Consider the following 21,218-nt stretch of genomic DNA (forward strand, 5'->3'; position numbering starts at 1 on the left):
GAGACATGGGCTTTCACAACCCGGACGTGCCCTGGGCACAGTTGGAGCGCACGCTCTCCGGCCCGGCCGTCGTCGACCCGCTGGCGGTGGACGGCGACGGCGGTGACTCACCCGCCTGGAGCCGCAAGCGCGAGCCGTACCGGGCCGCCCCCGGCCTGGTCCGGGCGGAGGCCACCACGGATTATGCGGAGCTGCACTGCCACACCAACTTCAGCTTCCTGGACGGCGCCAGCCATCCCGAGGAGCTGGCCGAGGAGGCGGCCCGGCTCGGGCTGACCGGGCTGGCGGTCACCGACCACGACGGTTTCTACGGCGTGGTGCGCTTCTCCCAGGCGGCCCGTGAGCTGGGCCTGCCCACGATCTTCGGCGCCGAGTTGTCGCTGGGCCTGTCCAAGGCGCAGAACGGTGAGCCCGACCCGGAGGGCACGCACCTGCTCGCGCTGGCGCACGGTCACGAGGGCTACTCGCGGCTGGCCCGGGTGATCTCCCAGGCCCACCTCCGGGGCGGGGAGAAGGGCAAACCCGACTATCAGGGCCTGGCCGAGGTCGCCGAGGTCCTGCGTGACCACGTGCTGGTGCTGACCGGCTGCCGCAAGGGCCCGGTGCCGCTGGCGCTGGCCACCGGCGGGGTGGCGGCCGCGGCGTACGAACTGGACCGTCTCGTCGACCTGTTCGGCGCCCCGAACGTGGCCGTCGAGCTGACCGACCACGGCGACCCGTACGACGCCGACCGCAACGACCTGCTGTTCGACCTGGCCGGCAGCCGGAAGCTGGAGGTGGTGGCGACCAACAACGTGCACTACGCGACGCCGTCCCGCCGCCGGCTGGCCACCGCGCTGGCCGCGGTCCGGGCCCGGCGCAGCCTGGACGACATGGACGGCTGGCTGCCCGCGGCCGGCACGGCGCACCTGCGCACCGGCGCCGAGATGGCCCGCCGGTTCGCCGGCTATCCCGGCGCCGTCGAGAACGCCGCGATCTACGGCCGGGACCTCGCCTTCAACCTGGACCTGGTCGCCCCGAGGCTGCCGGACCATCCGGTGCCGCGGGGGCACACCGAGATGTCCTGGCTCCGTGAGCTGACCATGGACGGCGCCCGGCAGCGGTACGGGCCCGACAACCCGAAGGCCTACGCCCAGATCGAGCACGAGTTGCGCATGATCGAGGAGCTCGGCTTCCCCGGCTATTTCCTGGTCGTCTACGACATAGTCCGGTTCTGCCGGGAGAACGACATCTACTGCCAAGGTCGAGGCTCCGCCGCCAACTCGGCGGTCTGCTACGCGCTCTGGATCACCAACGTCGACGCGGTGCACTACAACCTCCTCTTCGAGCGGTTCCTGGCGCCGGAGCGTGACGGTCCGCCCGACATCGACGTGGACATCGAGTCCGACCGCCGTGAGGAGGTCATCCAGCACGTCTACGGGAAGTACGGGCGGGAGCACACCGCCCAGGTGGCCAACGTGATCTCCTACCGGCCCCGGTCGGCGGTGCGGGACATGGCCCGCGCGTTCGGGTTCTCGCCCGGGCAGCAGGACGCCTGGAGCAAGCAGATCGACCGCTGGGGCGACGTGGCCACCACCGACACCGACATCCCGGACAGCGTCGTCGACGCGGCCAACGAGGTGCAGACGTTTCCGCGGCACCTCGGCATCCACTCCGGCGGCATGGTGATCTGCGACCGGCCGATCATCGAGGTCTGCCCGGTGGAGTGGGGCCGGATGCCGGGCCGCAGCGTGCTCCAGTGGGACAAGGACGACTGTGCCGCCGTCGACCTGGTCAAGTTCGACCTGCTGGGGCTCGGCATGCTGTCGGCGCTGCACTACGCGTACGACATGATCGACGACGAGCTGGACATCGCCACGATGCCGCTGGACGACCCCGAGGTCTACGCGATGCTCTGCCGGGCGGACTCGGTCGGGGTGTTCCAGGTGGAGAGCCGCGCGCAGATGGCCACGCTGCCCCGGCTCAAGCCCGGTGAGTTCTACGACCTGGTCATCGAGGTGGCGCTGATCCGGCCCGGGCCGATCCAGGGCGGTTCGGTCCACCCGTACATCAGAAGGAAGAACGGCCTGGAGCCGCCCCTCGTGCCGCATCCGCTGATGCGCAACGCGCTCGCCAAGACCCTCGGCGTGCCGCTCTTCCAGGAGCAGCTGATGCAGCTCGCGATCGATGTGGCCGGCTTCGACCCGTCGGAGGCGGATCAGCTGCGGCGGGCGATGGGCTCGAAACGCTCGATCGAGAAGATGGAAAGGATCAAGAAGCGGTTGTACGACGGGATGGCCGCCAACGGGATCAGCGGGCAACTGGCCGACGACCTGTTCGTGAAGCTCTCCGCGTTCGCCAACTACGGCTTCCCGGAGAGCCACGCGATGAGTTTCGCCTACCTGGTCTATGCGAGCGCCTGGCTGAAGCGGTACCACCCCGCGGCGTTCTGCGCGGCGCTGCTCAACGCGCAGCCGATGGGCTTCTACTCGCCCCAGTCGCTGGTGGACGACGCGCGCCGGCACGGCGTCGAGGTGCGCCGGCCGGACATCAACCGCAGCGACGCGGCGGCCACCCTGGAGACCACGCCGGACAGCCGGCGTAAGAGCGAGGCCGGGGAGCCGCCGCACGCCTGGGGACTCGGCGGCCCGGCCGTCCGGCAAGGACTTGCCGGCATTCGTACGATCGGAGCAGACCTCGCCGAGAAGATCGAGCAGGATCGGCGCGCCCGTGGCCCGTTCCGGTCGATGACGGATCTCGCCCGGCGTACCGGATGCTCCACCGCCCACCTGGAGGCCCTCGCCACCGCCGACGCCTTCGCGGGTTTCGGCCTGTCGCGCCGCGAGGCGCTGTGGGCCGCCGGCGCCGCCGCCCAGGACAAGCCGGACCGCCTGCCCGGCACGGTGACCGGCACCGAGGCGCCGATGCTGCCCGGCATGAGCGAGGTGGACGTACTGGTCGCGGACGTGTGGGCGACCGGACTGTCGCCGGACACCCACCCGGCCCGGTTCCTGCGCGACGAGCTGGACCGGGCCGGTGCGCTGCCGATCGCGGAACTGCCCCAGGTGGAGGCGGGCACCCGCATCCGGGTCGGCGGGATCGTCACCCACCGGCAGCGACCGGCGACCGCGGGCGGGGTGACGTTCGTGAACCTGGAGGACGAGACCGGGATGCTGAACGTGACCTGCTCGCCGGGGCTCTGGCAGCGGTACCGGCGGGTGGCCCGCAGCAGTACGGCACTGCTGGTGCGCGGCCGGCTGGAGAAGGTCGAAGGGGTGCTGAACCTGGTCGCCGACCGGCTGGAGCAGGTGCACCCGCCGGTTACGCCGGCATCCCGCGATTTCCGATGATTTGCACCTTTTACGGTGTAGGGTGCTCGCGGAACAGCCAACCGGGGGTGCACCATGAGGCAGAAACTGATCGGATTCGCGGTGATCGCGGCCGCGCTCCTGAGCACGGCGGGTCCCGCCGCAGCGGCTCCACGCTCCACGCTGTCGCTCACCTACACCGGGGCCGCCACGGCCGTCCGGCTCACCTGTGACCCGACCGGCGGCGCCCACCCGAAACCGGCACAGGCCTGCGCGACGCTGCGCCGGGCCGGCGCCGACCCGGGCCGGCTCCAGGCCGGCGACTCGCTCTGCATCCTGCTCTACAAGCCCGTGACGGCCCGGATCAAGGGCACGTGGCGCGGCAAGGCGGTGCAGTGGCAGAAGACGTACGGCAACACCTGCGAGATGACCCGCGCGACGGGCGTCCTCTTCGCCTTCTGAGGCGGGTCAGGGCCGGTTCCCCGGCGGTACGGCCTCGCTCCGGCCCGCCGCCCGGAACACGGGCTAGTCTGCCGGGGTGGAAACTTCAGCGCGTACCGGACGACCGCACGTCACGGCCCGCACCGCCGCGGTCTGGGCGGTGCTCCGCCGGGAACTGGACCGGCACCCCGGCCGTCAGCTGACCGTGCTCGACGTGGGCGGCGGGACGGGCGGGTTCGCCGTGCCGCTGGCCGAGGCCGGGCACACCGTCACGGTGATCGACGCCAGCCCGGACGCGCTCGCCGCACTCACCCGGCGTGCCGCCGACGCGGGGGTCGCCGACCGGATCCACGCCGTGCAGGGTGACGGCGACGCGCTCGCCACGCTGGTCGAGCCGGGCAGCGCCGATCTGATCCTGTGCCACTCGGTCCTCGAGGTGGTCGACGACCCGGCCGGGGTGGTCGCCGCGGTGACCGCCGCCCTGCGCCCCGGCGGCGCGGCCAGCCTGCTGGTGGCGAGCCGCGCGGCCGCCATCCTGGCCCGGGCGATCAACGGCCACCTGACCGCGGCCACCGCCCTGGTGACCGACCGGGACGGCCGGGCCGGGCCGCGCGACACCCTGCTGCGCCGGTACGACGTGGCGGGCGCGACCGCGTTGCTGACGGCCGCCGGGCTCACGGTGGAGGAGACCCACGGGGTCCGGGTGGTCGCCGACCTGCTGCCGGCCGCGGTGCTCGAGGAGGACTCGCAGGCCGTCCTGGAGCTCGAACTGGAGCTGAGCGCGCAACCGCCGTTCCGGGACATCGCCTCCCAGCTGCACCTCTTCGCGCGCCGGTCATGATCGTCCCGGAGGACGGCCTGCACCCGGACGCGCTCCGGACGCTGCCGCCCGCCTACGGCCGGGGCAGCCTGGCCGACCTGCTCCCCAGCGCCTGCGCGGTGCTCGGGGTGCCGGGCGCGACGGACGTCCTCGGGCTCGGCGCCCGCCTCGACGGCATCAACCGGATCGGTGTGCTGCTGGTCGACGGGATGGGCGCCTACCAACTGCCGCTCGTCGCCCGGCACGCCCCGGTGCTCGCCGACCTCGCCGCCGGCGGCCGGGGCCACGCCGGCACGCTGACCAGTGGCTTCCCGTCCACCACCCCGGTCAGCCTGGTCACCCTCGGCACCGGGGCGCCGCCCGGGGCGCACGGCATCCTCGGGTTCACGGTCCGCCGCCCCGACGGCCGGCCACTCACCCACATCTACTGGGGCGACGACCCCGACCCCCGGCAGTGGCAGCCGGTCCCGACCTGGATGGAGACCGCCGCGGCCGCCGGGGTGCGGGTCACCGTCGTGAACCGGTCGGCGTTCGAGGGCAGCGGGCTCACCCTCGCGGCGAGCCGGGGCGGCGCCTACGTCGGCGCCGACGACGGCCCGGCCGTGGCCGCCGGCATGCTCGCGGCGCTGCGGTCGGCCGACGGGCCGGCCCTCGTCTACGGATACCACCCGGACCTCGACCACTTCGGCCACGAGGACGGGGTGGACTCGGAGACCTGGCGGGAGGCCGCGCGGGGGGTCGACCGGCTCCTCGACCAGCTGGTGCACGGCCTGCCGCCGGGCGCCGCGCTCCTGGTCGTCGCCGACCACGGCCAGCTCAACGTGCCCGAGGACGGCCGCTACGACATGGCCGCGCTGCCGGCTCTGACCGACGGGGTGATCGGGGTGACCGGCGAGCCCCGGGTCCGCTACCTGCACACCGCCGACGGCGCGCTGGAGACCGTGCTCGCGAACTGGCGCGGCGTCCTCGGCCCGGACGCCCGGGTGCTCACCCGGGACGAGGTGATCGCCGAGGGGTGGTACGGCCCGGTGCCCGCCGCGCACGCGAACCGGATCGGGGACGTGGTGGTGATCTGCCAGGGGCGGGCCATCACCGTCGCCGACGGCTGGGAACCGGCGAAGGCGGGACGGCTGGTCGGGTACCACGGGTCCGTCACCGCGGCCGAGATGACCGTCCCGCTGCTGATCGTGCGCTGAAGCCCATCGATTGGCACGGATTGCCCGCCCGCCCCGGCCGATCATGCAACGACCCAGCTCACCAGTCGTGGCCGGAGCCCGATCATCCGGTGATCGACCGCCGCGCGGCCGAGGTAGTCGGTCTTTTGGGACGAACCGATCTTCGCGGCACGGAAAATCACCCGCACTCGGCGGTCGTCCCGCTTTCCGACCCGCCAACCCGCTCGTAGACTTGCGTGATAAGGCAGCCGACGGCTGCCCCGTTTCACCACACCTGCACCACCCCGACCCTGCTGCGGGGTCGGACATGCGCCCGGGGAGGAATGCCGTGCCGCTCTCGGAGCACGAGCAGCGGCTGTTCGATCAGATCGAGCGGTCGCTTGCCGAGGACCCCAAGTTCGCCTCGGCTGTGCGGGCCAGCGACCCGCGTTTCCACGCACGGCGCCGGCTCCTCATCGCCGCGTTCGTGATCGTCCTTGGTCTGGCACTCGTCGTCTACGGGACGGTGAGTCAGAACACGCCGCTCGGCGTGGCCGGCTTCGTCGTCATGCTCGGCTCAGCCGCCTTCGCCATGCAGTCACGGCGCCGCAGCCAGGCGCCCGACCTCAAGTCCGTCGGTGGCACCGCCACGCGGCGCGCCCGCTCCGGCGGCCGCAAGGGCGGCCTGATCGACAGGCTCGAGGATCGGTGGCGGCAACGCCCGGAGGGACATCGCTGACCCAGAGCCGGCGCTCACCACGCCGGCTCCCGACGAACGGCGGCCGCAGCCCGGCCGCCTTCGTCATTTCTCCACGCGCCGCCACCCGCGCCCACCCGCGCTCGCCGCGTGCCCACCCGCGCTCGCCGGCCGGCCCTCCACCCCTCACCGTGGTGACTTGAGGCGCGCTCCAGACCCGAAGTCCACACGCTGACCGAGCTTCAGCCCGTGTGTGGGGATTTTGGGTGCGCTCCGGACCCGAAGTCCCCACGCTGCTTGCGTCCAGCCCGTGTGTGGGGATTTTGGGTGCGTTTCGAACCCGAAGTCCCCACCGACTGAGGCGTTCGGCCCGGTGGGTGCGCTGTGCTCGCGCGGCGGGGGTGGGGGCAGCGGGGGCGGCGGTCCGGGGGTGGCGGGGAGTTCGGTTGCGCGTACTGGAACGGCCGGGTTGAGCGATGGAAATCGCCCAGCCCGGCCGTTTCTGATCAGTGGGTGGAGATCAGCGAGCGCGGGAGATCAGCCTGCGCGGGCTGAAACGGCCGAGGGAGTCCCGCAGGCGGGTGGCGTTCTCGGCGATGCGGGTGGAGCGTTCGGTGAGGGCCAGCCGCCAGTTCAGGAGCACCGACGGCGGCAGGAGGGTGGCACGCAGCCGGGTGCGGAACGGTGCGGTGGCGGCCACGCCCGAGCGGACCTGGTTGAGCGCCGCGGTGAGTTCGGCGCCCTGCAGGGGCTTGCGGGCGTAACGGGCGCGTTCCTCGGCCGTACCCAGCAGGGATGCTGCCGCGGCCTGGTCGCCGGCGAGTTCGGTCTCCCGGATGAGGCGTTGCGCGGTGATCCGCGGCGTCTCGGTCGGGTCCACCGGCACCCGGAAGTCGATCATCGTGTCGATGAGTTCGTCCCAGGCCGCGTGGGCGTCCGCCTTGGCGCGGACCGATTCGCTGGTCACCGTGATGTCCGTGATGCCACCGGCCGCACCGGCCGCGCCCGCGGTGACCATGGCGGCCTGCGGGACGGTTACGGAGTGCCGCCGGCGGCGCAGCAGGGCCCGGCTCATCGCCGGGATGAGCAGCACCAGCATCACCAGCAGGACACCGGCCGTGACCAGCAGCGGCGTCCAGGAGCCGCCGTCGGAGTTCCCGCCGTCATCGGCCGCCGCACCGCCGCCGTCGTTCGCCTGGTCGGGGCGTTCGGCCTGGTCGGGAGCGGTCGAGGACGCCGAGCCGGGCGTCTCGGCGCCGGCCGACGCGGTGGCGGTCGGTTCGACCCGGTCGACGTCCTCGGCCCAGGGGGTCCGCGTCGAGCCGAGCACACCGGAGGACGGTGTGGCGTCGAACGGCACCCAGCCGAAGCCCTCGAACCAGACCTCGGTCCAGGCGTGCGCGTTCCGGTTGGTGATCTGGAACGTGCCGTCGCCCTGCGGGGTGCCCTTGGTGAAGCCGAACGCCACCCGGGCCGGGATGCCGGCGGCGCGGACCATCCACGCCATCGCCGCCGCGTACTGCTGGCAGTAGCCTTCCTTGTTCTCCAGGAAGGCCGCGATGTCCGAGGTGTTGCCGGTGCTCTGGGTCTGCAGGTTGTACTTGAACCCTTCCTTCGCCGCGAACGACTCGTAGATCGCCAGGACCTTGTCGTAGTCGGTGCGCTTGTTCCGGGTCAGCGTGGCGACCTTGCCCTGCACGGTCCTGTCCGGAGGCGCCGCGGTGTACTTGCGCATCGGGCTGTCCAGGGCGAGCTCCGGGGCGTCCCGCAGATCCTGTTTGTCGTACTGCGCGCGCTGGTAGGTGAACTGGTACCGCTGGTTGCCGGTGGTGGCCCGCCCGGAGTAGAGCACCAGCTGGTTGTTGTCGTACGCCCACGGCCCCGACAACCCGCGCACGTCGGTCGGGAACGTGTACAGCGGCACCATGCTCTGGCGCAGCGCGTCGCTGATCTCGATCTCGGCCTGGTACTGGTTGAACTCGGTGCGCGGGCTGACCCGGCTCGGATCGGGCAGGCCGTTGGAGAGCGACGGTCCGCGCGGGGCCTCGTTGCCGAAGCCGTCGGCGGTGAGCACGTCCGCCACGCCGAACCGCAGGTAGAACGGGTCTTTCTCGTCCGTCTTCACGCGGATGATGTTGATGGTGGCGTTCTGCGTGAGCTGGCCGCTGAGCGCCGCGAACAGGTTGATCCGCCCGCCGCCGGGGCCGGTGCCGCCGGGGCCGGGCCCGGTGCCGCTCTGGGTCAGCCGGGAGAGAAGCCCGCCGGAGACGGTCGGCACGGCGAGCGGCAGCAGCACCGCCACCAGCACACCGAGTACACCGATCCGGCGGCCGGCCGCGGCGAGCGGGGACGGCTCCCAGACGTCGACGTCCCGGCCGTCGCCGGTGAAACGGCGGCCGAAGCGGCGCACCCGGTCGACGTTGTCGGCGACCAGCAGCCAGAGATAGCCGGCCGCGCCGATGATGAACGGGACCACCGGGACGCTGTCCAGATAGACGGCGACCGGGATCGAGTAGATGGCGAGCATCGGCAGACCGGCCAGCGCGGGCCGGCGGAACACCGCGGTGAGCAGGTCCACCAGGATGGCGACCGCGCCGATGCCGAGGACGGCGACGAAATGCAGGCCGTCGCGGTCCGGGACCGGGACGCCGTACGACCTGGTGTCCTCGCCGGCCTGCCGGATCAGGTCCGCGAAGTGCGCGAACGTGGCCGGCTGCGGAATCAGGATCTCCTTGCCGCTCGGGAAGATCCAGGTCAGCGTGAGCACCAGCGCCACGACCATGCACAGGGTCTGCGCCCAGGTCGGGAAGCGCAGTGTGCGCGCGGCCACCGCGGCGCCCGCGATCATCACGACCGTCAGCATGGCCAGCATCAGCCACTTGTACGTGTCGAAGATCGACGCCAGGGGTGCGGCGGCGAGCAGCGTGGCAGCCGCCGCGACCAGCCCGAGCCGGCGCCGGCCGGTCATCGGTTCACCCCGCTCACGGTCTCGGCCATCGCCGCCCGGTAGGCGAAGCCCTGCGAGCCCCGGGCCACCGCGGGCCAGAGCGCCGGCAGGGTGTCGCCGTGCGTCACCGGCACTGACCGCCAGCCGCTGCGCACCAGGGCGAGCGAGGCGGCCGCGTGCTCGCGGTCCGACTCCTCCCGGTCGCCGGTGGTCATCGGCACCCAGGTGGCGCTGTCGACGGCGAACCCGATGCAGGTCGCGCCGTTGCCGCGGAGCTGGCTGAGCAGCTCCGCCTCGGCCGTCGTGAGCGCGCCGAAGAGCCCGATCACCAGGCCGCCGTCGGAACGGCGGCGTACGTGCTCGACCAGGACCGAGATGTCGCCGGTCTGGCTGAGCTTCACATCGGCCAGGGTGTCCAGGATCAATCCCTCCCCACCGGCTTCGGAGGCGTCGATGTCGATGCCGTCGCCGGTCACCAGGCGAAGCTTGTAGCCCGCCTGTCGTAGGTGCACCGCGATGCTGGCGGTCGCCGCGACCGCCCATTCGAAGCTGGCGGTCGGGCCCTCGCCGCGGTGCGCGTGCTGACGGGTGTCGAGGACCACCGTGGCCCGGCTCTCCCAGGGCTGCTCCTCGCGGCGGACCATGAGCTCACCGGTCCGCGCGGTGGAACGCCAGTGCACCCGGCGCAGGTCGTCGCCGCGCCGGTACTCCCGGGTCGCCGCGTCGTCCTCGCCGTGCACCGCCACCGAGCGGGCGCGGCTCTCGCCGGTTCCCGCGTACTCCCCGGCGAGCCGGACCCGGGGCAGGCCGACCACCTGCGGGATCACGGTGAGCCGGTCGACGCTGGGGAACGAGCGCGTCAGCTCACAGAGCCCGAACGGGTCGGTGAGCCGGACCATCAGCGGGCCGATCGGGTACCGGCCGCGGACGTCGGCACGCACCGTGTAGGCCACCGAGCTGGCCTGGTGGGCGCCGAGGCGCTCCAGGACCACCCGGGGACGGCTGCCCAGCGCGTACGGCAGGCGGTCCTCCAGCAGCATGGTGCCGGTGGGCAGCCGGGACATGTTCTGCAGGCGCAGGATCACCCGGGCGCTCGAGCCGACCGGCGCGCGGCCCGGCTCCAGCGACCGGGTGCAGGCCAGCTTGTACCGGCTGCGACCGACGTACCACGCGGCCATCAGCGGCAGCGCGGCCAGCAGCACCGCGACCCGGAGCAGGTCGCGTTCGCCGAGAATGAGCGCGGAGACCGCGGCGGCGATCGCCGCGGCCAGGAACGAGCGGCCGCGCGTCGTGAGTCCCCGCAGCGCCTCCCGCATGGTCAGCGCCCCCGCGGCTCGTACGACGTCGGGCGGCCGTCGCGGGTGTCGTACGGATTGCGGGACCGGTCGTGCGGCAGCGGCAGCCGGTGCACGATCTCGGACACGATCGCGTCGGTGGTCCGCCTGTTGAGCTGCGCGTCCGCGGTCGGGATGACCCGGTGCGCGAGGACCGGCACCGCGAGGTTCTGGATGTCGTCCGGGAGCACGTAGTCCCGGCCCTCCAGCGCGGCGACCGCCTTGGCCGTGCGCAGCAGCTGGAGCGTGCACCGCGGGGACGCCCCGAGACGGATCTCGGGTGCCTCCCGGGTCGCGGTGACCAGCGCGATCGCGTACTGCTGGACGACGTCGGCGGCGTGCACGTGCCGGACCGTCTCGATCAGCCGGCGGACCAGCGCGGCATCGGCCACCGCGCGCAGGTCGTTCAGCGGGTCGTGGTCGCCGTGCCCGCTCAGCATGGCCAGCTCGGCCCGCGGGTCCGGATAACCCATCGCGATCCGGGCGGTGAACCGGTCCCGCTGCGCCTCCGGCAGCGGGTAGGTGCCTTCCATCTCGATCGGGTTCTGCGTCGCGACCACCATGAACGGCGCCTGCAGCTCGTACGTCGTGCCGTCGACGGTGACCTGCCGCTCCTCCATGCACTCCAGGAGGGCGGACTGCGTCTTCGGCGAGGCCCGGTTGATCTCGTCACCCACCACCAGGTTGGCGAAGACCGCGCCCGGCTTGAACTCGAAGTCGCGCGTCTCCTGGTTGTAGACGCTGACCCCGGTCACATCGCTGGGCAGCAGGTCGGGGGTGAACTGGATACGGCGGACCGAGCAGTCGATCGAGCGGGCCAGCGCCTTGGCCAGTTTCGTCTTGCCGACGCCCGGCACGTCCTCGATGAGCAGGTGCCCCTCGGCCAGCAGGACCGCGACCGCGAGCCGGACCGTCGCGCTCTTGCCCTCGATGACCTGCTCGATGTTGGCCATGATGGCGTGCGTCGCGGCGCCGAACTCGGCACTCGTCAGCGGGCCTGCCGGCTCGCCCCAGGTCGGCGTTGTCACGGGCCTCCTCCAAAAAAGTGTCAAAGGGTGTGGGCGCCCAGCGGCCGTGGGCCTCCGGCGCTCGTTGCCCGTCCTCACAGGTTAGCCCCGTTCGCAACCTTCGCCGAACGACCTGATCGACGGAGATGCCCGCCCACACGGGGTATACCGGTCGCAGTCGGTGACGGCCGGCGGGTATCATGCCTGGCATGGCTCGGTTCGTTCTGCTCCTTAGCCGGCCGTGCTGATCCGTCCCGACGGACCAGGCACGGCTACCCCTCCTGCGTGAGGGGCTTTTTTGTGTCCTGACGCGATCGAAAAACGACGAGATGGTGAAGATGAGCGAGACCGAGACCCCGCCGTTCCGTTACACCGCATCCATGGCCGGCGAGATCGAGCTGCGCTGGCAGGCGTACTGGACCGAGAACGGGACCTTCCACGCGCCGAACCCGGTCGGCGAGCTGGCTGATCCCGCACACCCCCGGGCCGGGGCCCCCAAGCTGCACGTGCAGGACATGTTCCCGTACCCGTCCGGCGCCGGCCTGCACGTCGGGCACCCGCTGGGCTACATCGGCACCGACTGCTACACCCGCTATCAGCGGATGGCCGGCTTCAACGTGCTGCACCCGATGGGCTTCGACGCGTTCGGCCTGCCCGCCGAGCAGTACGCGGTGCAGACCGGCACCCATCCGGCGGTGACCACCGCGGCGAACGTGGAGCGGTACCGGCAGCAGCTGAAGCGGCTGGGCCTGGCGTACGACGAGCGCCGCTCGTTCTCCACCACCGACCCGGAGTACTACCGCTGGACCCAGTGGATCTTCCTGCAGGTCTTCAACTCGTGGTTCGACCCGGAGCAGGGCAGGGCCAGGCCGATCAGCGAGCTGATCGAGAAGCTGAAGACCCGCCCGGAGTGGGCGGACATGTCCCCGGTCGAGCGCCGCAAGGTGGTCGACGACCACCGCCTGGCCTACATGAGCGAGGCCCCGGTCAACTGGTGCCCCGGCCTGGGCACCGTGCTGGCCAACGAGGAGGTCACCCCGGACGGGCGCAGCGAGCGCGGCAACTTCCCGGTCTTCCAGCGCAGCCTGAAGCAGTGGATGATGCGGATCACCGCGTACGGCGACCGCCTGGTCGACGACCTGGACTCGCTGGAGTGGCCGGAGCCGGTCAAGCTGATGCAGCGCAACTGGATCGGCCGGTCCCGGGGCGCGCACGTCGACTTCCCGGTCGGCGACGGCGAGCACATCCGCGTCTTCACCACCCGCCCGGACACCCTGTTCGGCGCCACCTACATGGTGCTGGCCCCGGAGCACGACCTGGTCGAGCGGATCATGCCGGCCGCCTGGCCGGACGGCACGAAGGACGCCTGGACCGGTGGCGCGGCGAGCCCGGCCGAGGCGGTGGCCGCGTACCGCGCGGCCGCGGCGGCCAAGACCGACGAGGAGCGGACCGCCGACGGCAAGGTGAAGACCGGCGTCTTCACCGGGGCGTACGCGGAGAACCCGGTCAACGGCGCGCGTGTCCCGGTCTTCATCGCCGACTACGTGCTGGCCGGGTACGGCACCGGCGCGATCATGGCGGTGCCCGGCCAGGACGTGCGTGACTGGGAGTTCGCCGAGGTCTTCGACCTGCCGATCATCCGGACCGTCGAGGCGCCGGAGGGCTTCGAGGGCGCGTACACCGGCGAGGGCCCGGCGATCAACAGCGACTGGCTGGACGGCAAGGGCGTCGCCGAGGCCAAGGCCGCGATGATCGCCTGGCTGGAGGAGCACGGCAAGGGCTCCGGCGCCACCACGTACCGGCTGCGGGACTGGCTGTTCAGCCGGCAGCGCTACTGGGGCGAGCCGTTCCCGATCGTCTACGACGAGACCGGCCTGCCGATCGCGCTGCCCGAGTCGATGCTGCCGGTCGAGCTGCCCGACGTGGACGACTTCTCGCCGCGCACGTTCGACCCGGACGACGCGGACACCGAGCCGGAGACCCCGCTGTCCCGCAAGAAGGACTGGGTGCAGGTCGAGCTGGACCTGGGCGACGGGCTGAAGACGTACACCCGCGAGACCAACACCATGCCGCAGTGGGCCGGCTCCTGCTGGTACGAACTGCGCTACCTGGACCCGCACAACTCCAAGGTGCTGGTCGACCCCGCGAACGAGGCCTACTGGATGGGCCCGCGGCGCGACGGCGACAGCGGCGGCGTCGACCTGTACGTCGGCGGTGTCGAGCACGCGGTGCTGCACCTGCTGTACGCGCGGTTCTGGCACAAGGTGCTGTTCGACCTGGGCCACGTCTCGTCCTTCGAGCCGTTCCGCAAGCTGTTCAACCAGGGCTACATCCAGGCGTACGCGTTCCGGGACGCCCGTGGGGTGATCGTGCCCGCCGAAGAGGTCGTCGAGCGCGACGGCAAGTACTTCCACGGCGACGCCGCGGTCACCCGGGAGTACGGCAAGATGGGCAAGTCGCTGAAGAACGTCGTCACCCCCGACGAGATGTGCGAGCAGTACGGCGCCGACACGTTCCGGGTGTACGAGATGGCGATGGGCCCGCTGGACGTCTCCCGGCCCTGGGAGACCCGCGCGGTCGTCGGCTCGCAGCGGTTCCTGCAGCGCGCCTGGCGCCTGGTGGTGGACGAGGAGACCGGCGCGGTCCGGGTCACCGACGAGCCGCTGGACCCGAAGACCCGCAAGACCCTGCACCGGATCATCGCCGGGGTCCGTGAGGACATGGACGAGCTGCGGTTCAACACCGCGATCGCCAAGCTGATCGAGCTGACCAACACGCTGACCCCGCTGCCGGCGGTGTCCCGCGAGGCGGTCGAACCGCTGGTGCTGATGCTGTCGCCGTTCGCGCCGCACCTGGCCGAGGAACTGTGGGGCAAGCTGGGTCACTCCGGGACGCTGGCGTACGCCGACTTCCCGGTCGCCGACCCGGCCCAGCTGGTCGCCGACTCGATCACCTACCCGGTGCAGATCAACGGCAAGGTCCGCGGCCGGATCGAGGTGGCCCCGGACACCGCCGAGGCCGACGTCCGCGCGGCGGCGCTGGCCGAGGTCGCCGAGGTGCTGGCGGGCCGCGAGCCGAAGAAGGTCATCGTGGTCCGCGGCCGCCTGGTGAGCGTCGTCGTCTGACCTTGCGGACGAGACACACGGCCCGTCATGTGGAAACGTGACGGGCCGTGTCCTACGAGCTGACCGCCACCGAGTTCCTGGTCCGCGCCGACATCCTCGCGCCCGGCCTGGTCGAGGGCCTCTACCTGCAAGGATCGGTCGCGCTCGGCGACTACCGGCCGGGCGTCAGCGACATCGACTTCGTCGTGGTCACCGAGGAGCCCGCGGACCCCCGCACTGTCCTGGAGATCCACAGCGGCATGCCCCGCCGGCCGTACTTCGACGGCCTCTACGTCACCTGGGCCGACCTGCTCGCCGACCCCGGCACCGTGCCGCCCGGCCCGGCCGTGCACGAGAACCGGATCGAGCCGTCCTCCCGCTTCGAGCGCAACCTGGTCACCTGGCACGTCCTCGCCCAGAGCGGCGTCGCCGTGCGCGGCCCGGAACGCCCGGAGATCTTCACCGACTGGCCCGCGCTGGCCGACAGCACCCGCGTCAACCTCGAGTCCTACTGGCGCCCGTGGGCGGCCCGGATGCGCCACAGCCCGGCCGGCCTCTCCTCGTGGGCGGTCTCCTGGGGCGTGCTCGGCGTGTCCCGCCTGCGGCACACCCTGGTCACCGAGCGCGTGACCTCCAAGACCGAAAGCGGTCACTACGCGCTGCGCAGCTATCCCGGCTGGGAGCGGATCATCGCCGAGGCGTTGCGGTTGCGCTGCGGCGGCCCAGCCCGATACCGCAACCCGTTCCGGCGCCGCGCCGACCTGCTCGCCTACCTCGACTACGCCCTGGACCCGAACGGCCCACCCGACGCCGAACTGCTCCGCTGACCGATCCAGGCCACCCGACGCCGAACTCTGCCGACCGGTCCGAGCCGTTCGGCGCTGCTTTTTCGACCTTTGTCGTACGCGTAACCGGGGCACCCAAACGCAAGCGGGGCTGCCCGTGGCATCAACGCGACCAGCTGCACCCTCGCGGCCGCAGCGCGTCCGCCAGCTGCACCCTCGCGGCCGCAGCGCGTCCGCCGGGCTGAAGCGGGTCCTCACGCTCACCCCTCCACTGCCTCACCAGCCGGCTCCCGGCGCCCCACTGCAGGGCGCGCCTCAGTGACCGGCCCGGGGGCAGACGGCCGGCTCCCGGAGCTGTGGGCGGTGGCGGTGGCCCGTGGGGCGGTCAGGCGGTGGCGGTGGCCGGCGTGGCGGTGGGGGCCGCGGCGGTGGCGGCGTCGCGGCGGGAGGTGTAGCGCCAGCGGAGGACGATCGCGGTGGAGAGGGCGAAGCCGATGGCGGCCGGGGCGAGCGTGGCCGGGCTCATCTCGCCGGGGGCGGCGACCGCCGCGCCGATCACGGCGTAGGTGACCGTGGACGGGATGGCGGCGATCGTGGTGCCCAGCAGGTAGCGCTTGCGGCAGACGCTGGTGGTGCCGTAGGCGTAGCCGACCAGGCCGAACGGGGCCAGCGGCAGGAAGCGGACCAGCAGCACGGCGGAGAGGCCGCGACGGTTCAGCCAGCCGTCGAGGCGGTCGAGGCGGCTGCCGGCCCGGGCGTTGAGGGCGCCGCGGCCGGCCCAGCGACCGGCGTAATAGGTGGCGGTCGCGGCGATGATGGCGGCTGCCAGGGCGGCGAGCGCGCCGGTGGCGGCGCCCAGGAGCAGGCCGCAGAGCAGGGTGATCGCGGTGCGGGGGACCAGGACCGACAGGAGCAGGCCGCCGACGATCGCGACGGCGGCGGGGGCGCCGGGGCCGAGGTTGTCGACACCGGCGCCGATCTCACGCAGGGGGAGCATGGCGGCGGCGGCCGCGAGCAGGCCCACCACGACGCCGAGCGCGCCGAAGCGGGCGAGGCGCCGCTTCCAGGTGACCGGGGTGGCGTGAGGTGCAGTGGCCTGAGGTGCGGTCTGCGTAACGGCCTGAGGGTCCGCGGAGGAGGTTGCGCCCCGCGGGGCGATCAGGATGTCGGTCATGCAGGCTTACCGCCCCAACTGTCGTCGGTTCAGGTCAGGTCGTGCGGGTCACACCGGGCTCGCCGCGGCGAGTCGTTCGCCCCTCAGCCGGTCCGGCCAGGTGTCGTCCAGGGGCGCAAGCCTATCCGCGCCGGTGGACCATCGCAGTAGCAGATCGGCTATCGCTGGGTTGCGGGCGAGCGCCGGGCCGTGCGAATAGGTGCCGAGGATCTTGCCGTACCACGCGCCCTCGGTCTGGCCGTCGTTGCCGATGCCCGCGGTGACCTTGGCCAGCGGCATCGCGTGCTGGCCGAGATGGGTGCGCCCGCCGTGGTTCTCGAAACCGGTGAGCGGCGGCAGACCGAGCCGGGGGTCGATGTCGCCGCGCAGCTCCCCGACGGCCCGGGTCTCGCCCCGGTCCGAGGAGATGTCCAGCAGACCCAGCCCGGCGACTTTCGCTCCCTTGGCGAAGAACGAGTGACCGAAGAGTTGGTAACCGGCGCAGATCGCCAGGACGGCGGCGCCCTGGTTGACCGCCCGGTGCAGACCGCCGTCGGTGATCAGCCGCTGCGCGGCGAGCGCCTGCGGGCCGTCCTCGCCGCCGCCGATCAGATAGATGTCGGCGGTGGACGGCATCGGCTGGTCGGAGCGGACCTCGTAGGTCTCGACCGGGACGCCGCGGGCGGCCGCCCGGTGCGCCAGGATCAGCAGGTTGCCCCGGTCGCCGTAGGTGGAAAGCAGATCGGGGTAGATCCACACGATCCGAAGGGCCTCAGTTGACACGGTCCAACTCCGCTCGGATGTCCTGGAACGCCGTGTAGTTGGCGATCACTTCGAGGCGGCCGGGCGGTACCGCGCGCAACGCCTCGTCGAAACTGAGTACGTGCCGGAACGGCACCTGGTTCACCTGGAGCCGGACGGCCAGGTCGTACGCACGGTCGCCGGTGATCAGCACCGGGCGGGTGCGCAGCGGGGAGAAGTCGACGTCCCACAGCCACGAGGTGTCCAGGCCGTCGGGGTCGCGGGCGTTGATGGACAGCAGCGTGGGGGCGTGATCGGCCATGTCGAAGGCCTCCAGCCAGCTGGCCGGGTTCTTCGCCAGCAGCAGCCGGATGTTGCGGCCGTCCCGGTCCACCTGCGCGTAGCGACCCGCGATCGACGTCACCTGGGAGAGGCGGGGAAGGGCCTCGATCGGGCGAACCCCGAACTCGGCGGCGACGGCGAGCGCGGTGGCCGCGTTCCCGATGTTGACCTTGCCGGGGAGCTGGAGCTTGACCAGATGCCAGTCGCCGCGCGGGTCGATCACGCCTTCGTCCTCGACCGTCCAGTGCGGCCGGGGGCGGCGCAGCGGGCAGCCGGTGCACCACCAGTCGCCGTTTGCCCGTTCGATCGGGTGGCCGCTCTCCGGGCAGACGAACGAGTCGTCCAGCCAGCGCTGGCCGGCGCTGAACCAGGTGACCTGCGGGCTGCTGCTCGCGGCCCAGACGACCATCGGGTCGTCGGCGTTGGCCACCACCCGGATGTCGGGGTGGTTCGCCAGCGCCACCCGCCACATCTGCGCCATCATCGCCACCTCCTTGGCCCGGTCGAGCTGGTCCCGGGAGAGGTTGAGCAGCGCCACCACCCGCGGATCGGTGGCGTCGATCACCTGGGCGAGATAGTGCTCGTCCACCTCCAGCACGGCGAACGGGGTGTGCCCCTCTTTCGCCAGTGCCGAGGTGTGGCCGGTGGGCATGTTCGCGCCGAAGGAGTTGGTGGCGACCCGGCCCAGATAGCCGACTGCCGCCGCGGCGAACCGGGTCGTGGTGGTCTTGCCGTTGGTGCCGGAGACGAGCGCCACGGCCCGGCCGGAGGCGAGGTGCTTGAGCAGGTCGGGATCGATCTTCAGGCCGATCCAGCCGCCGATCACCGAGCCGTCGCCGCGGCCCGCGGCCCTGGAGAGCGCCGCAGCGGTCTTCGACACGGAGGTCGCGACCTTGGCGATGAGAGGCATCTTCCCGTCCGTCACGCCAGCGAGGGTACCGGAAGCAAAAGTCACGCCACGTTGCCAGACGGTCAAGATCATCGTTCCACGGACGTTTTCGCCGGTCCGGGTGGGCTGGTCACGCTCCCGGTTCTCCCGCGACGTTTTATGTGTTCTGTTTCACCCGTAACCTTAGACGGCGCGTATTCGGTCAGCTCCAGGAGGTAACGGCATTTGTCACGCGGTGGCAACAAACTGGACAGGGGCAGTGTGGCCAATTACCGAGCGTGAGGATGCACACGGTGACGATCATGGCGCGGTTCAGGTAGCAAGGTTGGGCCGGCAGCAACCGCTCGCCGGTCGCGCCGGTTCGGTTCACGCCGAGCCCTGCCCCGAGCTGGACGGCGCGACCACCCGGTACCGAAGACACATGAAGGCATTCGGGGGCAGGGACGGGGGACCCAACAGCGGTCCGTCCCGCGTCACGGCTCCACGTGACGCACCAGGGGGTGACCTTGGGGTGAAGCCGCCTCGGCGGCCGGGCAACCTTCCCGCCCGAACCCGACAGCTAACCTCGCAGGCGTGCCGGAGGGAACTCTCTACCGTGGGCGAACACAGTTCGCGCCGGGGCCGCCGCCTGTCGGCCGGCACCGGCACTGTCGCACTCTCCCTGGGCCTCTGCCTCTGCGCCGGACAGCTGGTGACCACTTCGGCCGCCTCCGCTGCCGGTGTCACCCCGGTCACCGCCGTCTCGGCGGCCGCGGCGACGGTGACGCCCAAGCTGTCCGCGAAGGCCAGCACCCGGAGCGTCAAGTGGGGCTCCACTCTCAAGGTCACCGCCAAGGTCATCGACCCGCGGACCGGCAAGATCGCCAAGGGCACCGTCCGGCTCCAGGGTTACAGCAACGGAGCATGGCGGACCTGGGACACCGAGGCCGTCCGGAACCAGAACGGGACGGTCACGCTCGCCGCCAAGCCGAAGAACACGGCGTGGACCCGTACCGTCTTCACCGGGTCCGGCTTCAAGCAGGTGACCACGACCAAGGTCAAGATCACCGTGAAGGCCAGCGGCGCGAAGATCCTGGCGGAGGCGAAGAGGCACAAGGGCGCTCTGTACCTGTACGGCGCGTCCGGCCCGAGCCGGTTCGACTGCTCGGGTTACACGAAGTACGTCTACAAGAAGGCGGCGGGCAAGTCGCTGCCGCACAAGGCGAACTCGCAGCAGAAGTACGGCAAGGCGGTCGCCAAGAGCAACAAGCGGATCGGTGACCTGATCGTGTTCCGGAACGGGTCGTACGGCTATCACGCCGGGATCTACGCCGGGAACGGGTACATCTACGACTCGCCGCACAGTGGCGCCCGGGTCGGGAAGCACAAGATGTGGAGCAAGAACTACGTCGTGCGGCGTCTCGTCGCCTGACGTGGCACAGCGGCGCAGTAAGTAAGGTGCGATCCTTGCCTCCCGCGGCGGTGTGGTGGCACCGCGCGGGACCGCAGCGCCGCGACAAGTAAGGAACAGACACGCCTGTGGGGTGTGGCCCGGTTCGGGTCACACCCCACAGGCGTTTCCGTTGACGGCCGGCTGCCATGGTTGTTCCGCCGGCTTCCCGGAGCTGTGGGGAGAGATCCGGGCCGCACCGAGAGCCGGCCGGGGTCACTTTTGTCGCGAGCCCGCTCCAATTTGCTCCCCGGGGCGCTCCACATTCCTCCCCGGCCGCCCCCACTTTCCTCCCCGGACGGTCGAAATGGCCGTCGGAGGGCCCTGAAACGGGGACTTTTCGAACCTGCTGAGCCCGATGTCGGAAACCAGACCTCGTGGATCATGCTCTGCCGCTCCACTTCGCCCCACCGCCTGTGAACTGGGGTTTCGTCCGCGAATACGGTTCGTGAGAGCTCGCTTTCGGGTTGCAGGTGGAGGGAAGTGGAGTAGAGTGGGGCGCAGTGGCAGGACCGAGGAATAACACCGAAGCCTGCCGGCCCGAGTTGAGAGGCGGACCGACTCCACCGCGAAGGAGCGGGCGCCACGGCAAGGGGGGTTGGGCCGATGTTCCTCGGCACGCACACCCCGCGCCTGGACGAGAAGGGCCGGCTGATCCTTCCGGCGAAATTCCGTGACGAGCTGGCGGGAGGTGTCGTGATCACCAAAGGACAGGAGCGCTGTCTCTACGTGTTCCCGATGCCGGAGTTCCAGCGGCTCGCCGGTCAGCTGCGGGAGGCGCCGGTGACGAACAAGGCCGCCCGGGCCTACAGCCGGGTGTTCTTCGCCAGCGCGCACGACGAGGTCCCCGACAAGCAGGGCCGGGTCACCATCCCCGCGCATCTGCGGGACTACGCGAGCCTCGGCAGGGACCTCGTGGTGATCGGGGCCAGCACCAGGGTCGAGATCTGGGACAAGCAGTCCTGGGACGACTACCTCTCGGCGAGCGAGGAAGAGTTCGCCGACATCGAGGAGGGGGTGCTGCCCGGCGGACTGTAAGGCGTGGCACCTCGGTGGGCCACCGGCACGGCCCGGACGCCACTGCCGCC

Annotated in this window: 15 protein-coding genes and 1 riboswitch; of the genes, 9 read left to right on the top strand and 6 right to left on the bottom strand. The window is 71.6% G+C overall.

Features of this window, described 5'->3' with window-relative positions:
• Positions 1–5: 5 nt before the first annotated feature.
• The 5 genes from AC0NH5_RS19290 to AC0NH5_RS19310 all read left to right on the top strand — a co-directional run bounded on the left by AC0NH5_RS19290 (position 6) and on the right by AC0NH5_RS19310 (position 6,441).
• The gene (locus AC0NH5_RS19290) at positions 6–3,329 is read left to right on the top strand and encodes an error-prone DNA polymerase (RefSeq protein ID WP_474405563.1); all 3,324 of its coding nucleotides are present in this window, start codon (positions 6–8) and stop codon (positions 3,327–3,329) included.
• A gap of 54 nt (positions 3,330–3,383) precedes the next feature.
• Positions 3,384–3,749: an SSI family serine proteinase inhibitor gene (locus AC0NH5_RS19295; protein ID WP_474405566.1), complete on the top strand. Its 366-nt coding sequence runs from the start codon at positions 3,384–3,386 to the stop codon at positions 3,747–3,749.
• 76 nt (positions 3,750–3,825) lie between these two features.
• On the top strand, positions 3,826–4,569 hold the full coding sequence (locus AC0NH5_RS19300; RefSeq protein ID WP_474405569.1) for a methyltransferase domain-containing protein: 744 nt from the start codon (positions 3,826–3,828) through the stop codon (positions 4,567–4,569).
• Positions 4,566–5,744, top strand: coding sequence for an alkaline phosphatase family protein (locus AC0NH5_RS19305; RefSeq protein WP_474405571.1), 1,179 nt, complete (start codon positions 4,566–4,568; stop codon positions 5,742–5,744). The genes AC0NH5_RS19300 and AC0NH5_RS19305 overlap by 4 nt, the downstream gene beginning before the upstream one ends.
• Before the next feature lie 307 nt (positions 5,745–6,051).
• Positions 6,052–6,441: a DUF3040 domain-containing protein gene (locus AC0NH5_RS19310; protein ID WP_474405574.1), complete on the top strand. Its 390-nt coding sequence runs from the start codon at positions 6,052–6,054 to the stop codon at positions 6,439–6,441.
• 478 nt (positions 6,442–6,919) lie between these two features.
• Here AC0NH5_RS19310 and AC0NH5_RS19315 read toward each other — a convergent pair whose 3' ends face one another.
• Genes AC0NH5_RS19315 through AC0NH5_RS19325 form a run of 3 tightly spaced genes read right to left on the bottom strand, consistent with a single transcriptional unit; the run spans position 6,920 to position 11,708 of the window.
• Positions 6,920–9,367 carry a transglutaminase TgpA family protein gene (locus tag AC0NH5_RS19315; protein WP_474405577.1) on the bottom strand — a complete coding sequence of 816 codons (2,448 nt, stop codon included), beginning with the start codon at positions 9,365–9,367 and terminating at the stop codon, positions 6,920–6,922.
• Positions 9,364–10,662: a DUF58 domain-containing protein gene (locus tag AC0NH5_RS19320; RefSeq protein ID WP_474405579.1), complete on the bottom strand. Its 1,299-nt coding sequence runs from the start codon at positions 10,660–10,662 to the stop codon at positions 9,364–9,366. Before AC0NH5_RS19320 ends, AC0NH5_RS19315 begins: the two co-directional genes overlap by 4 nt.
• Positions 10,663–10,664: 2 nt before the next feature.
• Positions 10,665–11,708, bottom strand: a complete 1,044-nt coding sequence (locus AC0NH5_RS19325) for an AAA family ATPase (RefSeq protein WP_474405582.1) — start codon at positions 11,706–11,708, stop codon at positions 10,665–10,667.
• 308 nt (positions 11,709–12,016) lie between these two features.
• Between AC0NH5_RS19325 and leuS the strand changes: the two genes are divergently transcribed.
• Together leuS and AC0NH5_RS19335 are read left to right on the top strand one after the other, a co-directional pair.
• The gene (leuS, locus tag AC0NH5_RS19330; protein WP_474405585.1) at positions 12,017–14,812 is read left to right on the top strand and encodes a leucine--tRNA ligase; all 2,796 of its coding nucleotides are present in this window, start codon (positions 12,017–12,019) and stop codon (positions 14,810–14,812) included.
• Between the two features lie 47 nt (positions 14,813–14,859).
• Positions 14,860–15,618, top strand: coding sequence for a nucleotidyltransferase domain-containing protein (locus tag AC0NH5_RS19335; protein WP_474405587.1), 759 nt, complete (start codon positions 14,860–14,862; stop codon positions 15,616–15,618).
• A gap of 343 nt (positions 15,619–15,961) precedes the next feature.
• Here AC0NH5_RS19335 and AC0NH5_RS19340 read toward each other — a convergent pair whose 3' ends face one another.
• From AC0NH5_RS19340 to AC0NH5_RS19350, 3 genes are read right to left on the bottom strand one after another with little or no spacing between them, the layout of a single operon-like run.
• Positions 15,962–16,750 (bottom strand): TVP38/TMEM64 family protein, encoded by a 789-nt coding sequence (locus tag AC0NH5_RS19340; protein ID WP_474405589.1) that lies wholly within the window; start codon positions 16,748–16,750, stop codon positions 15,962–15,964.
• A gap of 48 nt (positions 16,751–16,798) precedes the next feature.
• The gene (locus AC0NH5_RS19345; protein ID WP_474405592.1) at positions 16,799–17,512 is read right to left on the bottom strand and encodes a type 1 glutamine amidotransferase; all 714 of its coding nucleotides are present in this window, start codon (positions 17,510–17,512) and stop codon (positions 16,799–16,801) included.
• On the bottom strand, positions 17,502–18,722 hold the full coding sequence (locus tag AC0NH5_RS19350; protein ID WP_474405711.1) for a MurT ligase domain-containing protein: 1,221 nt from the start codon (positions 18,720–18,722) through the stop codon (positions 17,502–17,504). Before AC0NH5_RS19350 ends, AC0NH5_RS19345 begins: the two co-directional genes overlap by 11 nt.
• 395 nt (positions 18,723–19,117) lie before the next feature.
• Positions 19,118–19,290, top strand: a riboswitch (cyclic di-AMP (ydaO/yuaA leader).
• A gap of 6 nt (positions 19,291–19,296) precedes the next feature.
• On the opposite strand from AC0NH5_RS19350, the gene AC0NH5_RS19355 reads away from it, so the two are divergent.
• Both AC0NH5_RS19355 and mraZ read left to right on the top strand, forming a co-directional pair.
• Complete coding sequence (locus AC0NH5_RS19355; protein ID WP_474405595.1) at positions 19,297–20,112, top strand: C40 family peptidase; 816 nt, start codon at positions 19,297–19,299, stop codon at positions 20,110–20,112.
• A gap of 624 nt (positions 20,113–20,736) precedes the next feature.
• Complete coding sequence (gene mraZ, locus AC0NH5_RS19360) at positions 20,737–21,168, top strand: division/cell wall cluster transcriptional repressor MraZ (RefSeq protein ID WP_474405598.1); 432 nt, start codon at positions 20,737–20,739, stop codon at positions 21,166–21,168.
• Positions 21,169–21,218: the final 50 nt, after the last annotated feature.

Source organism: Actinoplanes sp. 13, from assembly GCF_056134165.1.